The organism is Halanaerobaculum tunisiense, assembly GCF_054657635.1.
The window spans coordinates 93,263-108,894 of sequence record NZ_BAAHYI010000007.1; the positions used below are offsets into that span (position 1 = coordinate 93,263).

Consider the following 15,632-nt stretch of genomic DNA (forward strand, 5'->3'; position numbering starts at 1 on the left):
CCTCGCCCCTGATAAAGAATAACCTTTATAGGGACGAGGTTGGCTCGCGGTACCACCCTACTTGATCTAATTAGATAACACCAATTAAATCCTCTCTTAATTGATAAGCTACTAATAATTCACCTATCTAGCTCCAAGGCGAGTTCAGTTACTAAAACCTACTACTCCTCTTCTCAGCTAAGTAAATATTCAGTTACAGTCATTATAAAATATAGGATAAATTTTGTCAATTAAAAACTTCTTTATTACTCCCAATCTACTCTTTCAGCATCGCCCCATAATTTTTCTAAATTATAAAGTTGTCTTTCTTCAGGATGAAAAATATGGACTATTACATCAGCATAATCCAACACAACCCACCTATATTCATCAGTTCCTTCTTTATGCTGCAGTTCTATATCTGCTTCCTCTAAATTATCAACAATCGAATTAAAAATAGCTCGTACATGAGGAGTTGAAGTACCATTACAGATCACAAAATAATCTGCTAAAGTAGTAATCCCTTTCATATCCAACACAGTCAGCTCCTCAGCATTCTTCTCTTGAGCAGCATCAACAATTAACTCAGCCAATTTATCAGTCTCTAACGTCTCAACCTCCATCTACAATATTACCTCCTATATATTTATATTATTCTAATTATGACATAAATTATGCATTGTCTAATCCTCAGACAATTTCTGACCAATAATTACTTTAATTTGATCTATTTCTGTTGTTTCAACTATTGTAGCCTGTAAATAATCAGCCAAATCAGCTATAACTTCGACTTTAGCTGGGGGAACTAAAATCCTATTTTCCTGATAATTAAAATGATCAGCATTATCCACTTGCTCAATTTTATAACCTTGGCTTGCTAATAACTGAGCAACACGACTAGCTAAACCAGAACTTCCCTGGCCATTTAAAACAGTTAAAGTTAACTGTTGGTGCTTAAAATAATCTTTAGTCTCCAATAAAGAAGTTGTTAGTTGCCTAGTACTCTCTAAATCAGGCAACCAGTAACTAACTTCTCCGATATACTTAGCTTCACCTGGTAACAACTCCATTTTCAACTGTTGTAAACTAAAGTTTTTTATATCTGCTACTAATCTAGCCATCTTAGCTAGCTCTAGATTTGTAGTCACATAGTTATTAAATTCTTGCACCAATTTAGGAACCTTAAATAAAGTTTTGAAAGTTAAAAACTTATCCAACGCAGCTTTTAAAAACTTCTGTTGGCGTTGAATACGACCAATATCTCCCAAGGCATCATGTCTAAACCGAACATAATTTAGCGCTTGTTGACCAGTTAATGTCTGGCTTCCAGCTTCTAGATCAATAGTTAAATCAGCAGCTTGATCAACATACTCCAGATCTTGTTCTATCTCAACTTCTACCCCGCCTAATGTATCAACAATAGCTATAAACCCTTGATAATCAACCTGCAAATGATAAGCAAGCGAAACTTCTAACAACCCCTCTACTGTTTCAGTCATCAACTCTAGTCCACCATAAGAATAAGCAGCATTAATCTTATGATAACCTTCATAACCTGGAATCTTGACTCTAGTATCCCGGGGAATAGATACTAAACCTATCTGTTTAGAATCTAGATCAATACTAGCTACCATGATGGTATCAGACCGTCGTTGGCCCTTTGCTTTAACATCAGAACCTAAAAGCAAAATATTAAATTTATTCTCCAACTGCACCTTAGTTTCTTCTCCAATATCTTCTGGAGGAGATTTGTCAGGGGTTGCATCGGGAGAGGGAGCCTCAGTTAACACTTGATAAGTCACAATACTGATCCCGCTAATCACTAACAGCAAAGCTAGAAACAATAACAATCGTTTAGACATCAAGTCCCCTCCTTGGAAAAATTATTTACAACAAACTATTTCTGGTCTTAATCGTTTGGGGGTGAATTATAGATTCCTTAGTTAAATTATACTTAATTGTATTCTCACAAGCAAATCTAACTACTTCATCTAAAGACTTATTTTGGACTTTATTTCTCAGCTCATCTATTGCTGTACAATCTCTGTTGGGTTCAATATAATCAGCTAAAAAAACTACTTTATCCAAAGTTGTCATCTCTGGACTACCTAAAGTATGTAACCGAATAGCTTGCTGAATCTGCTGATCAACAATTGCAAACTCCTCTGTCACTAACTTAGCAGCTACAGGAGCATGTAATAAAGCCGGTACTTGCTTTTGAATGCTATCTACTACTATACCAAACTCTTCTACCTTTTGCAATAATACTTGTTCGCTATAACCTTTAGCACAATCATGAAGCAAGCCAGCCCACCGAGCTTTAACTGAGTCAGCACCATACTTCTTAGCCAACTTTTCTGCTGTATTTTTTACTCCTAAACTATGTTTTAATCGCTGGTCACTGATCATTGTTTTTAATTTAACAATAGCTTGTTCCTCATTCATTATCTGTTGCCTCCGTATATAAGTCATGTTTATTAATATAGTACTCTATTTCTTCTGGCAGTTGATATTTAATAGGCCGATTAGATTTTACACGTTGCCGAATATCAGTCGAAGAAATAGCTAATCCAGGAATCTTAAGCAAATGAATACTATCCCTATAAGAGTCATAAATTTCTTGTCCTAATTGGGATAAGGAATAACCAGGTCGACTAGCAGCAATAAACTGCGCTTCTTCTAATAATTCTTCTGGGTTCTTCCAAGTAAAAATCTCCAAGATAGCATCTGCACCAGTAATAAAATAAATCTCAGCTTGAGGATACCTTCTTTTAAACTCCCAGACTGTATCTATAGTATAGGATAAACCTTCTCTTTCAATCTCTATCCGGGAAACTTTAAATTTAGAGTTACTCATTGTAGCTAAAGTAACCATTCTAAACCTGTCTTCTGCTTTAGTTATCTGTTGTTCAGTCTTATGTGGTGGATTAGCAGACGGAACAAAAATAACCTCATCTAGATTATATTGATAAGCTGCACACTCAGCAGTTACTAAGTGGCCATTATGAATGGGATCAAAAGTCCCGCCCATAATTCCAATTGCTAATCTATCGTCATTCATATCTGTCAACTCCTAATCTCAAGTTTGTAGTTTGCTTATTATCATATAATAGACAAAGATTTCTCTCAAGCACCAACTTACTTCCTGTTTAATAAAAGTATACTATAAACTAAATCTGGTTAAAATTTATTTAGGAGGGGATTTAATGACTAAAACGAAACTAACATCTAGAACAGAAAAAAACAAATTAATCCAATTACAAGAATTATACCACCAACAAACCAAACCTAATTTGGTACCTAATAAATTATATCATTATATTAGAGAAAATAAATCAACTTTGATTACAGAAGCAATCAAAGAAGTCAAAAAAGTAGGACTTAAAGTAGCCCATCCAAGGAGTACAACTAATATTATCGATCAGAAAACACAACGACCAACTGGAATCTATTTTTGGGGCCAACCCATCAAAGACCAGGTTCATATTGCAGTAGATATTTCTGAGCTTAAACTAACTAAGCTATATGCTTTCCCACACCAAATTGCAGATACCATCCTAGAAATACAAGAAAATTATCTAGTTACAGATCAATTTTGGCAGCAGCTAAAAGAGATAGCTCGACCTATCCCTTTTGCTGATTACCAAGGACAATTCAGAGCTGAATTTATCTATACATCTGATATTCCACCTAGTTTACTAACAATCAATCAAGTAGATTCTAATTAGCCAATATCTCCTCTACTTCCTCTTGATTAAAGGAATAAGCCGCACCACAGAAATGACAGGTGATTTCTACTTCCCCCTCTTTTTCTAGCACTTCTCTAACTTCTTCTTCACCTAAACTTAATATTAATTCCTGGGTTTGTTCTCTACTACATTTACATTCAAACTCCACATCCTTTTGTGCTAGCACTTTAAAATCAAAACCGGCTAATAACTTTTCTAATAACTCTTCTGGACTTAATCCTTGCTCAATTAATCTGCTAACTGAATTTATCTCAGCTAAATTCTCTTCTAACTTATCAATTGTCTCTTCACTAGCTTCAGGTAATAATTGAATAATAAACCCACCTGCTGCCTGAACAGATAAATCGGGATTAACTAATACTCCTAAACCTACTGAAGAAGGTGTCTGCTCTGATTTAGTAAAGTAATAGGTTAAATCATCTCCTATTTCTCCCGAAACTAAATTAATGCTCCCCTGGTAAGGTTCTTTCAAATGAAGATTCTTGGTAACTTGTAGTTCTCCTTGTCCTATAGCTTGAGCTACATCTAACTTTCCAGCCTGGTTAGTCAGCAGATCAATCTGTGGATTAGAAACATAACCTCTCACTTGACCGGACTGATTCCCTTCTACCACAATTTTCTTTAAAGGACCATCTCCTGTAATCTGAAGAATAACTTCAGCACCTGATTTAACCATTGACCCCATCAATAAACCTGCCGTCAAAGTCCTTCCTAAAGCTGCCGTAGCTACAGGAGTAGTCTGATGCGACTTGTGTGCTTCTTGAACTACCCTAGTAGAATCTACTGCTAAAGCTCTAATTTGTTTATTAGTTGTCATAGCCCGGACCAAATAATTACTCATTACTATCACCTCTTAATTCTTTTAACTTGTCCACAATTGCATAATCATTACCTTTAACCCCGCCTAATTCGATTTTAGGCTTTAAAGAACCATGAAAATCACTACCTGCAGTTACTAGTAAATCATTTTTTTCGGCCAACTTAATAAATCCAGCCCTTTCCTCTTCGGTATGATAGGTACTATAAGCTTCTATCCCTTGTAATCCAGCCGCCATCAAATCAGTAATCACTTCTTGATCATCATAGTTTAAAGCAGACCCAGGATGGGCCAAAACAGCTACCCCACCTAACTCTCTAATTAGTTTAATCGCCTCACTTGCTTGAGGCTTCCAACAAGGAACATAAGCCTTAGCCCCTGCTTTAAAATAATCCAGATGAAAGTTAAAATAAGGTTGATCACTTTTCTCTCCTGTCAAATAAGTTTGTAATCTGTCATCATTCTGATTAGCAGGTTTATTAAGTAAAACTTCAGCTATAAAACCACCTAATGGTCGATCATTCTCAGACTGAGCTAGTACCTCCTGAGCTGTAATCTCAAATTCTAACTCCTGTAGTCTTGCAATCCGCTTAAAAAATTGCTCCTCTTTAGCCTCTTCCATGCCAGCTAATAAATCATCTATTTGCGAAGACTGCCAATCCAGATAATAACCTAAAATATGTAAATTATTAGTGCCATATCTAGTATCAAACTCAACCCCTGGAATTACTTCTAACTCTTTATCTGTTGTTAGCTCAAGAGCTTCGGGCACACCTGCTGTTAGATCATGATCAGTAATTGCTATCGCAGCCAGTCCTTTCTGTTGAGCTTTATTGATTATCTCCTGGGGAGAAAAATCAGCATCATCACTATAGTTAGTATGAATATGTAAGTCTATTTCCTTCATCGTCGACCTCCCTACAAAAATTAATTTCTGGACCCTGTTGATACTATACCAGATACTAACCATTAAAATCAATAACAAATATTAACCACTAATTCTAACCCTTTATCATCTTTTGACACAATATATCAAAAATACTGATGATTATACCTTTGAACACTAAATTAATGTTACTATCTTATCTTTATTATTAGGCAGAACTCTAAATTATAATCAACAACGATTAAAAAAGTTAGGTGTTGAAGCTATACTACATGATAAAAGACTTCAGCCTTCTTAATCAAAAGAATATCACAATATTAGCCCACTTTCCAAAACAATAATCCTTTCGCACCACGAAAAAATCAACAGCTCAGGTTATCCTAAGGGAGCAACTGGAAAAGATATTCATAAATAATGAAGGGACCTACTTAAAAATAATAAAGCTCCAGTCCAAGGACTAGAGCTTTTAGATATTCTTAAAATTTAAACTTTCTCTAAATAATTTATCACGTATTGAACATAAAGTTTAGTACCAATTTTTAAACCATCTTCATCTATGTTAAATTTTTCGTGATGATGAGGATAATTAGCTTCTTTCTCTTTATTACCCACTCCTACAAAAGCAAAAGCTCCCGGTACTTTATCCAGATATAAAGCAAAGTCCTCAGCAGTCATAACTGGATCTATACTTGCTAGTGCAGTCTCATCGAGCATTTCTATTACAGCATCTTGAGCTATCTGAGCCCCAGCGGGATCATTAATAGTTGGTGGCGTTCCCCAAGTATATTCCACTTCTACCTCAGCTCTATAACTTTGGGCTGTATTATTGGCTACTCGCTTAATTAAATCAGGAAATTGTTCTCTTACTTCTTTACTAAAACATCTTGTTGTTCCTTCTAAGACTGCTTTATTAGCTATTACATTAAATCTAGTTCCAGAATTAAACTTACCTACACTTATTACAGTTGATTCCAATGGATTAAATTCTCTACTTACTAATGATTGTAAGTTCATTACTATAGCTGAACCAACAACCACAGAATCTACGCCCTGATGAGGAGAAGCACCATGCCCTCCTTTACCTTGCACTTCAATTTTAAATACATCTGCTGAAGCCATCTTAGGCCCTCTCTCTACTGCTACCTTTCCACAAGGTAAATCAGCCCATAAATGAATACCAAATACATTATCAACTGAGTCAAGAGCTCCGCCTGTAATCATTTCATTAGCTCCTTCAGCTACTTCTTCTGCTGGCTGAAAAATTAATTTTATCCTACCAGTAAGTTGATCTTTGATTTGATTTAATACTTTAGCTGCTCCTAATAACATAGCTGTATGTCCATCATGACCACAAGCATGCATAATTCCTTCATTCTGGGACCTATAATCTACTTTATTTTCTTCCTCAACTTCTAGAGCATCCATATCTGCTCTTAAAGCAACTGTTTTTCCTTCTTCTTTTCCTTCAATTATTGCTACGACACCAGTTCCAGCAATCGTCTGATAGGAAATATTCATTGCTTCTAATTCTTCTTTAACTCTTTTAGCAGTTCTTGTTTCCTTCCAGCTTGGTTCAGGATATTGATGAAATTCTCTCCTTAACTCAACTACATATTCTTTGACATTTTTTATCAATTTATTTATCATTTAAACCACTCCTTTTAAAGTAATTTAATAAAGAAACCAGCAATTACAACTGAAACAATAGTTACAGTTGTAAATCCTCCCACCAACATCTTAGGCAACATTTGATTCATTAAATATTCCTTTTCTTTTTCTGTCTCCGCTAAAGCTGTAGTAGCTTCATCAGTTAAAATATAATTAGGTGGAAAACCATATAAAGCAGTCAAAGCCACAGCAAAAGACATTGCTTTAGAATAACCAAGTTTTTGACCAACTAAAATAGAAATTAAGCCCATTCCTAAAACACCTAGTACAATTATTCCAGCTAAAGAAATAGCTATCTGCCCCAACATTTCTGGACTGGCTTTAGCCAATTGAGCAAATATATAAGCCATTAAAGAAGTAATTAAAAAGCCAAAAGAACCTGATTTATTAAGTGGTTTCCGTTCCAAAAACCCTATTTCAGCAGCAATCAATCCAAAGATTAAACAAACTACATATTTAGAAATAATCCCGTTAATTAAACCTGCAAAAGCTACTGCAGCCCAAGCTACCAATCCTAATTTAGCCAAGATCACAAAAGTAGTCTTATATTTATCGGGCAAAGGAGAAAAAATTCTAAATTGACTATTTTGTTTCTCAGAACCTGAATTATTAATTACAACCTCTTCTGAATCTTTTTCTTGGTATAAATTTAGTAGTCTTTTCCCCTCTCGTTTAAGACATAAAGCTGTCAAAGGATACCCCACAAAACCTTGCATTACATACATTACAATTGCTAATACAGCCAAATTATCTAATCCTTGAGCACTTGCTCCTTCCGACATTATCATTGCTGCCACAACTCCTCCAGTAAGTGGTGGAGTAGCTGTAATAACAGTCTTAAAATCAAATAAGAAATTTCCGATAGTTAAAGTCATGATACAGACCCCAATAACTCCCGCAACTGCTATTAAAACACTTTTCCATTGACTAGCAAGCTCTTGTAAACTCATTAAAGTACCCATGTGAGCTACTAATAAGTACATCCCTAACTGAGCTAGAGGCATTCCTAAAGCTGCTATCTTGACTAAATCAGAAGGAAAAAAAGTCCAAAAACCAGCTAAAAACAAGATCGCAGCTACAAAAACAGAGGGAACAAAAGCCTTTGTTCTAGCTGATACAATATCACCAATCCCTAAAATAATTAAAATTATACAAAAAGATTCCATTAAAGTAAAATCCATATTATACCTCCAATTTATTTAGTTTATTTTCAATGATCTTATCATACTTTAAGATTCAATTCAATAAAAAATAATCTAATAATTAAATACCAGGCAAGTTCTAAGATAGGAGGACAGCTACTTTATTCTTCTTAGCTGCTCTAACTGGAGTAGTAGCTAATTTATCCTTATCTGGTAACAAAACTCACCTTACCTGACCCAAGCCTGATTAAAACTGGTTCAGCTCCATAAACATAACGCAAATCTGCTGGATAATCATGATATAGAAGATACTAGTTATTTTTTTCATTATATTAGCTCCTTTAACTAATATAATAAAAGCTTACAATTATATATTACCATATTCATCCTAATATGTGATCAGACCCCAAACCGATTATAACCTCAAAAAATAAAAAAAGAAAGGCCTAGCCCTCATCATTATTGATCAATTTTGCTTTCTAAATTATTCTTAATCTGATTTAATTCTGCTTCGCTAACAACTCCCTTTTTGACATATTGGATCTTACCTTTAGGACCGACAAAATAAGAAGTAGGAATTACTGAGACTCGATAGTTACGAGCTATTTTACGAGACTGATCCAAAAGAATAGGATATTCATAGTCCCCATCTTCAATAAAGGACTTAACTTGCGACTTCTCTTCTCCTAAATTAACTCCTAAGACAACAAAATCTTCTTTATTAGTTTCATAAAAACTATCTAAAGCAGGCATCTCGGCTCGACACGGTGGACACCAAGTAGCCCAGAAGTTAACCATCACAAACTTACCTCTAAAATCAGATAAAGAAACTTCTTCCCCGGCTAAATTCTGTAAAGTAAAGTCAGGGGCAGTATCTCCAATACTAATTCCAACTTTAGCTTCTGCTTCTTGATTAAGTTTAGATTTATCCTCAGTTAAACCTTGGTTGTGGTATATAATCCCTAGACTAACAACCCCAACTATTAATCCAGCAACCAATAATAACTTAAGACTACTTTTCACTTTCACCACATCCTTTCTAACAAATAAACAATTGATAATTGACAATGGACAATTTACAATTTTTATTTTAAATTCACACACTATCAACTAAAAATAAAAATACTGACTTAATTGTTGTATCTTATTTAAATACAGCAAGACTCCAAAGACAATCATAATCACACCACTAACTTTAGAAATCACTGGCAAATACTGATTAATTCGATCAGAAAACTTAGTAAACTGCTTAATAAAGATAGCTGTTACTATAAAAGGCACTCCTAACCCTAAAGAATAAGCAGTCAATAATAAAATTCCAGTTTGTAAAGTAGCCTCTGCTCCAGCATATAATAAAATAGAACCTAATACTGTCCCTACACAGGGTACCCAACCTGCTGCAAAAGCCATTCCCATTAAGATAGAACTAAACCAATTCGTAGCTTGAGTTGGCCCGTCTAATCTAAACTCTTTATATAATAATTTTAACTTTAGTATACCAGTCATATGTAGTCCAAAAACAACAATCAAAACTCCACTTATTTTAGTAAATAATAACTGATATTGGCTAAATAATTGTCCAATATAACTAGCTGAAGCACCCATAACCACAAAGATAATTGAAAACCCAATCACAAAACCAACTGCTCTAATTACAGTAAATAATCTTCCCTTATCAATAGCACTCCCAGTTATATAACTTATATAAGCTGGTACCAAAGGTAAAACACAAGGAGAAACAAAAGAAGCAACTCCTGCTATAAAAGCAACAAAAACTGAAATGTTTTCCACAGTTTCACTCTCCTAAATTAGAACTTTGAAATGTGATTATAAAATTGGCTTATCACAAGTAGAAGGAACCGAAGATCTAAAGGTAAAACAAAATTTAATATTAAAAAAAGAAACCTGAAGCAAAAAAGCCCCAGGTTTAATTAGACTATAATTTATTAATTACTCTCTTATTTGTCCATCACCAAAAATGATATATTTAGTTGTAGTTAGTTCATTAACGCCCATTGGCCCGCGAGCATGTAATTTCTGAGTACTGATACCAATTTCAGCTCCTAATCCAAACTGACCGCCATCAGTGAATCTAGTCGACGCATTAACATAAACTGCAGCAGAATCAACTATATCTAAAAATTTATGGGCTCTAGTATAATTTTCAGTTATAATTGCTTCAGAATGACTAGTACTATACTGAGCAATATGATCTAGAGCTTGATCTAAATCTTCTACTATCCTAATGGCTAAAGTATAATCCAAAAATTCTGTTGCCCAATCTTCTTCTGTAGCTTCTTCTACATCAGCAACAATCTCTTGGACTTGCCCGTCCCCTTTTACTAAAGTATCTCGCTGTCTTAACTCTTGGATAATAGTTGGTAAAAATTCTTCTGCCTTATCCTGGTGAACTAATAAAGTCTCTAAAGCATTACAAACACCAGTTCGCTGGGTCTTAGCATTAATCACAATCTGCTCTGCTTTCTCCAGATCAGCTTCACTATCAATAAAGGTATGACAATTACCTACCCCTGTCTCGATCACAGGTACTGTAGAATTATTAACTACAGTTTCAATCAAACCAGCTCCGCCCCGAGGAATTAAAACATCTAAGTAATCATTTAATTCAAACATAACCTGGACTGCCTTACGATCTGTACTTTCAATCAACTGAATTGCACCTTCAGGCAAACCAGCTTCATAAGCTGCCCGAGAAATAACATTTACAATTGCTTTATTAGAATTAATCGCACTAGAACTACCTCTTAAAACAACGCTATTACCAGCCTTAAGGCATAATCCAGCTGCATCAACAGTTACATTAGGCCGAGCTTCATAGATAATCCCAATCACGCCTAAAGGAACTTGTACTTGACCAATCTTCAGCCCATTAGGCCGCTTCTTCATCTCTAAAACTTCACCAATCGGATCCGAAAATTGTGCTACTTCCCTTAAACCTTGCGCCATCTTAGCAATTCTATCTTCAGTTAATAGTAACCGGTCAAGTAATGACTCTCCTAAACCATTCTCTCTCCCATACTCCATATCCTGTTCATTAGCTGCTAAAATATCTTCTTCTCTTTCTTCTAAAGCATCAGCCATAGCTAAAAGAGCCTTATTCTTTACTTCAGACCCTAAATTAGCCAATTCTCGCTCCGCCTCTTTAGCCTTTTGACACTGTTTAGTTACCTTCTCTTCTAATTCCATCTACTCTCCTCCTTTTTTAAATATATTGTGTCACCTATGGTGACACAGTCGTGTGTCGTGTGCTGTCTGCTATTAGCTAATTCAAAACCTTTAAATTCAAAATCCAACCCCTTATAATTAATATACTTTAGGGGGGATTGTGTTTTAGGTTTTAAATTTGAACTGGCTCACGACAGACGACAGATAGCTATAGCACGAAAGTGACACATTACAATACAACCAAATTATCTCGATGTACCACTTCATCATAGGCCTGATAACCTAATTCAGATTTGATCTGGCTGGACTGTAAACCTTGAATCTGTTCTACTTCTTGCTGAGAATAGTTAACTAATCCTCTAGCAATTTTTTCCCCTGTCGAATCTATAATATCAACTACATCTCCAGCACTAAAATCACCTATGATCTCTTGAATACCACAAGCTAATAGACTACTACCATGAGCTATTAAAGCTTCTTTAGCCCCGTTATCAACAGCAATTTTCCCTGCTACATCAAGGTTAAAAGCAATCCATTGTTCTCGACTAGTAATTCCTGGTTGAGATAAAAAGATAGTACCTATCTTTTGACCGTGGCTGACTTTAGTTATTACTTGCTCTAAACTACCATTAGCTATTACCAGTGGTAAACCGGCTTTAGTAGCAATCTTAGCTGCAGTAATCTTAGTAGCCATACCTCCTGTACCTCGACCAGTCCCAGCTCCACCAGCTAAAGTTTCAATATCAGGGGAAATATCTTCTACTTGGTTGATTAGTTGTGCTGAATCATCCTCGCGAGGGTCAGCAGTATATAAACCATCTATATCAGATAGAATAACTAATAGATCTGCACTAGTCAAACTACTTACTAACGCAGATAAAGTATCATTATCACCAAATCTAATTTCTTTAACTGCTACTGTATCATTTTCATTAATAATTGGAATTACATCATATTCTAATAGTTGAGATAGAGTATTTCTAGCATTCAAATAACGATGACGATCTGCTAAATCCTTTTGAGTTAATAAGATTTGAGCTACTTGATAACCATACTCACTAAATAACTGTTGATATGTCTTCATTAGTATACCTTGGCCTACTGCAGCCAAAGCCTGCTGTTCAGGAATAGTTTCTCGACGATCCCCTATATTTAATTTTCCGTAACCAGCTGCAACTGCACCAGAACTAACTAAAATAACTTCTTTACCCTGATGCTTTAAATTAACAACCTGGCGAATCAACTTTTCTATCCGGCTTAGATCCAACTTAGAATTTTCATGAGTTAACGTACTACTTCCAATCTTAATTACTATTCTTTCTGCTTCCTTAATTTGATTGCGCATAATAGTCACCTAACTTTACTCTGGTAGATGGTATTGAGGATCTTCATCATTCCGACGGTAGAGAACTAAAACATTACCAATTGTTTGAATCACTTCTGCCTCACATTCTTCTGCTAGTTCATAAGCTGCTTCTTGAGCAGTATATAAACTATTGTCTAAAGCCCTTAGTTTAATTAATTCTCGAGCTGCTAAAGCATTATTCACCTGTTCAATCACTCCAGCAGTAATCCCTTGTTTCCCAATCTGGAACAAAGGATTCATTTCATTAGCTTGACTTCTTAAATAAGCTCTCTGTTTACCTTTCATTATTCTTCCTCCTTAATTATCCTTCGTAATATTCAAATTGTAATCCAGCCACATCTACTGTTTGGCCTTCTTGAATGCCTTTTTCTTGTAATTTATCTTCTAATCCTAACCGCTTAAACTTCTTAAGCAATTGCTGTAATCCTTCATCAGTAGTTAAATCAGCCATAGCAACTATTCGTTCAATTTCATCTCCTGAGACCATAAAAATATCATTAACCCGTTCTACTTCAAATTCTGGTTCTTCCTCCTCAGGTTGTGGCCCTCGAATAACTACTTTTTCTTCTCGTTCTTCTTCCTTAATAGTTTCTGGAGCTTCCTGAACTAACTCATAAACTCGCTCCAATAACTCTGCTACACCTTCACCAGTAACAGCAGAGATAGGAAATACTTCATAACCTTTAGCTTCTAATTCCTCTTTAACTTCAGCTAGATTATCCTCTGCTCCTGATAAATCTATTTTATTAGCAGCAACTACCTGAGATTTAGCTAATAGATCAGAACTATATGCTTCTAACTCCTCGTTGATCTTAGCAAAATCTTGTAGGGGATCGCGACCTTCTAAACCAGAAATATCCAACATATGAATTAAAACTTTAGTTCGTTTTAGATGGCGTAGAAATTGATCTCCTAAACCTACTCCTTCATGAGCCCCTTCAATCAACCCAGGTACATCAGCTATAACAAAAGAGCCAAAATCATCTCTTTTAACTACTCCTAAATTAGGGTCTAAAGTTGTAAAGTGATAAGCACCTGTCTCCGGCTCAGCAGCAGAAACACGAGAAATTAAAGTTGATTTACCTACACTAGGATAACCAACCAATCCTACATCAGCTAATAATTTTAATTCTAATTTAATCTTTCTTTCTTCACCTGGCTCTCCATCCTCAGAAAATTTAGGAGTCTGTCTAGTTGAACTTTTAAATTTAGCATTTCCTCGTCCCCCGCGACCTCCTTTAGCTACTACTAATTCTTGACCGTCTTCTATTAAATCAGCCATTACTTCATCAGTTTTTTGATTAACTACTGTTGTTCCAGGAGGCACTGGAATCTTTAAATTGGGAGCATCTTTACCATGTTGTTTCTTACTTTTACCATTTTCACCAGATTCAGCAGCAAAAAGATTCCTTTCTCTAAAGTCTAAAAGTGTATTTAAACCTTCATCAACAACTAAAATAACCTGTCCGCCATCCCCCCCATCACCACCATCCGGACCACCAGTAGATTCATATTTTTCTTGCCGGAAACTAGTCATACCTGAACCGCCATCTCCACCTTTAACTTTAATTGTTGCTTGATCAACAAACACAAATACCAACTCCTGATTTATGTAATACTTTAAATTATCTTCCCACAAGTTTAAGTAGTTAATTCATCTTACTTTATAATTGTAAATTGTTAAGCAATAATTGTCAATTAATAGTGTAAGAAATTGGTGTGAGTGTGGGCACATCTATTATAAAAAATTAAGGCTGTATTTTTACTCACACAAATTAAACACACACCCACACTCACACTTCACAACTAATAATAAAAAAACCCCCAGGTGACTGGGAGTCTGCATCATTAAATTAGGCCATAATTTCAAGTTCTTCATCTGTATAGACATTAACTAATTTTTTATCTCTACCTTTTCTTTCAAAAGTTACATATCCTTCTTCTTTAGCAAATAGAGTATCATCTCCACCGCGACCTACATTTAATCCAGGATGGATACTAGTTCCTCTTTGGCGAACAAGGATACTACCAGCTTTTACTTTTTGGCCGTCGTGTCTTTTAACACCTAATCGTTTAGAAATACTGTCCCGACCGTTATTAGAACTACCAACTGCTTTCTTTTCAGCAAAAAGCTGAAGATTCATTTCTTTAATCATTATTTCCACCCCCTTTAATTATTTTAATATAGTCAGAATAAGCTTGAGCTGTCTCTTCTAAACCAATCGACATCGTCTCTAAAATCGCCTTAACCTCTTTATCCTGGGCCAACGAAGGCGGGATCTGACAGCTTAACCAGCCATTATTAGTATCTACAGTCAGCTCTAACTCCAAATAATCCTGGAGTCCAAAAACAGCTGTCTGGAGAATAACTGATACTGCTGCACAAATAATATCCTCACCCTCGGGAGCATATTCAGCATGACCCTGAGCAGAAAAGGCATATATATTATCTTCTTTAGTTCGTTTAAGCTTAACTTCTATCATTAAGCATCAATACTTTTGATTCTAACTTTAGTGTAAGGCTGTCGGTGACCTTGCTTCTTCCGATAATTAGTCTTCGCTTTATACTTAAAGATAATAATCTTATCACCTTTAGTCTGCTCAACAACTTCAGCAGTAACCTTAGCACCATCAACAGTAGGTTGGCCAACTTCTAGTCCTTCAGCAGTAGATACAACTCTAACGTCATCAAAAGCAACTGTATCTCCAGCTTCAACATCTAACTTTTCAACTTCTAGCTCTTGGCCTTCCTTAACTCTATATTGCTTTCCACCTGTCTTAATAATTGCGTACATACCAGCACCTCCTCTACCTTAGACTCGCCGGCAACTAGGCAATC

At 35.5% G+C, this 15,632-nt stretch carries 18 protein-coding genes and 1 other annotated feature (1 of these 19 cut by a window edge); of the genes, 1 reads left to right on the forward strand and 17 read right to left on the reverse strand.

Going from position 1 to position 15,632, the window contains the following annotated elements; genetic code table 11:
• Window positions 1-245 precede the first annotated feature (245 nt).
• The 4 genes from rsfS to nadD are packed head-to-tail and all read right to left on the reverse strand — an operon-like array spanning window position 246 to window position 3,040.
• On the reverse strand, window positions 246-602 hold the full coding sequence (gene rsfS / locus ACYQ3D_RS07895) for a ribosome silencing factor (protein WP_459837612.1): 357 nt from the start codon (window positions 600-602) through the stop codon (window positions 246-248).
• A 60-nt stretch (window positions 603-662) separates the two neighbouring features.
• Complete coding sequence (locus ACYQ3D_RS07900; protein WP_459837613.1) at window positions 663-1,841, reverse strand: LCP family protein; 1,179 nt, start codon at window positions 1,839-1,841, stop codon at window positions 663-665.
• A 25-nt stretch (window positions 1,842-1,866) separates the two neighbouring features.
• Entirely contained in the window at window positions 1,867-2,424 is a 558-nt protein-coding gene (yqeK, locus tag ACYQ3D_RS07905; RefSeq protein WP_459837615.1) for a bis(5'-nucleosyl)-tetraphosphatase (symmetrical) YqeK, read from the reverse strand.
• On the reverse strand, window positions 2,417-3,040 hold the full coding sequence (gene nadD / locus ACYQ3D_RS07910) for a nicotinate-nucleotide adenylyltransferase (protein WP_459837616.1): 624 nt from the start codon (window positions 3,038-3,040) through the stop codon (window positions 2,417-2,419). The genes yqeK and nadD overlap by 8 nt, the downstream gene beginning before the upstream one ends.
• Before the next feature lie 145 nt (window positions 3,041-3,185).
• On the opposite strand from nadD, the gene ACYQ3D_RS07915 reads away from it, so the two are divergent.
• Entirely contained in the window at window positions 3,186-3,707 is a 522-nt protein-coding gene (locus ACYQ3D_RS07915) for a hypothetical protein (protein WP_459837618.1), read from the forward strand.
• On the opposite strand, the gene hslO is transcribed toward ACYQ3D_RS07915, so the two are convergent.
• From hslO to rplU, 13 genes are all read right to left on the reverse strand, one after another.
• A complete protein-coding gene (hslO, locus tag ACYQ3D_RS07920; RefSeq protein ID WP_459837620.1) occupies window positions 3,700-4,569 on the reverse strand; it encodes an Hsp33 family molecular chaperone HslO in 870 nt (289 codons plus the stop codon). The two genes, ACYQ3D_RS07915 and hslO, sit on opposite strands and share 8 nt — an antisense overlap.
• Window positions 4,562-5,452 (reverse strand): PHP domain-containing protein, encoded by an 891-nt coding sequence (locus tag ACYQ3D_RS07925; RefSeq protein ID WP_459837621.1) that lies wholly within the window; start codon window positions 5,450-5,452, stop codon window positions 4,562-4,564. Before ACYQ3D_RS07925 ends, hslO begins: the two co-directional genes overlap by 8 nt.
• A gap of 462 nt (window positions 5,453-5,914) precedes the next feature.
• A complete protein-coding gene (locus tag ACYQ3D_RS07930) occupies window positions 5,915-7,078 on the reverse strand; it encodes a M20 family metallopeptidase (protein WP_459837623.1) in 1,164 nt (387 codons plus the stop codon).
• 14 nt (window positions 7,079-7,092) lie between these two features.
• Complete coding sequence (locus ACYQ3D_RS07935; RefSeq protein ID WP_459837624.1) at window positions 7,093-8,280, reverse strand: hypothetical protein; 1,188 nt, start codon at window positions 8,278-8,280, stop codon at window positions 7,093-7,095.
• Between the two features lie 420 nt (window positions 8,281-8,700).
• Window positions 8,701-9,264, reverse strand: coding sequence for a TlpA family protein disulfide reductase (locus ACYQ3D_RS07940; protein ID WP_459837625.1), 564 nt, complete (start codon window positions 9,262-9,264; stop codon window positions 8,701-8,703).
• 87 nt (window positions 9,265-9,351) lie between these two features.
• The gene (locus ACYQ3D_RS07945; protein ID WP_459837678.1) at window positions 9,352-10,023 is read right to left on the reverse strand and encodes a cytochrome c biogenesis CcdA family protein; all 672 of its coding nucleotides are present in this window, start codon (window positions 10,021-10,023) and stop codon (window positions 9,352-9,354) included.
• 168 nt (window positions 10,024-10,191) lie between these two features.
• Window positions 10,192-11,448 carry a glutamate-5-semialdehyde dehydrogenase gene (locus ACYQ3D_RS07950; protein ID WP_459837626.1) on the reverse strand — a complete coding sequence of 419 codons (1,257 nt, stop codon included), beginning with the start codon at window positions 11,446-11,448 and terminating at the stop codon, window positions 10,192-10,194.
• 208 nt (window positions 11,449-11,656) lie between these two features.
• The gene (gene proB / locus ACYQ3D_RS07955; protein ID WP_459837628.1) at window positions 11,657-12,772 is read right to left on the reverse strand and encodes a glutamate 5-kinase; all 1,116 of its coding nucleotides are present in this window, start codon (window positions 12,770-12,772) and stop codon (window positions 11,657-11,659) included.
• 15 nt (window positions 12,773-12,787) lie between these two features.
• Window positions 12,788-13,078: a ribosome assembly RNA-binding protein YhbY gene (gene yhbY, locus ACYQ3D_RS07960; RefSeq protein WP_459837630.1), complete on the reverse strand. Its 291-nt coding sequence runs from the start codon at window positions 13,076-13,078 to the stop codon at window positions 12,788-12,790.
• A 16-nt stretch (window positions 13,079-13,094) separates the two neighbouring features.
• A complete protein-coding gene (gene obgE, locus ACYQ3D_RS07965; protein WP_459837632.1) occupies window positions 13,095-14,384 on the reverse strand; it encodes a GTPase ObgE in 1,290 nt (429 codons plus the stop codon).
• A 262-nt stretch (window positions 14,385-14,646) separates the two neighbouring features.
• Window positions 14,647-14,949 carry a 50S ribosomal protein L27 gene (gene rpmA / locus ACYQ3D_RS07970; protein WP_459837634.1) on the reverse strand — a complete coding sequence of 101 codons (303 nt, stop codon included), beginning with the start codon at window positions 14,947-14,949 and terminating at the stop codon, window positions 14,647-14,649.
• A complete protein-coding gene (locus tag ACYQ3D_RS07975; protein ID WP_459837635.1) occupies window positions 14,942-15,277 on the reverse strand; it encodes a ribosomal-processing cysteine protease Prp in 336 nt (111 codons plus the stop codon). The genes rpmA and ACYQ3D_RS07975 overlap by 8 nt, the downstream gene beginning before the upstream one ends.
• Window positions 15,277-15,588 (reverse strand): 50S ribosomal protein L21, encoded by a 312-nt coding sequence (gene rplU, locus ACYQ3D_RS07980; protein WP_459837637.1) that lies wholly within the window; start codon window positions 15,586-15,588, stop codon window positions 15,277-15,279. The genes ACYQ3D_RS07975 and rplU overlap by 1 nt, the downstream gene beginning before the upstream one ends.
• 10 nt (window positions 15,589-15,598) lie before the next feature.
• Window positions 15,599-15,632 (reverse strand) — a sequence feature (ribosomal protein L21 leader region); it runs 43 nt beyond the window's last position.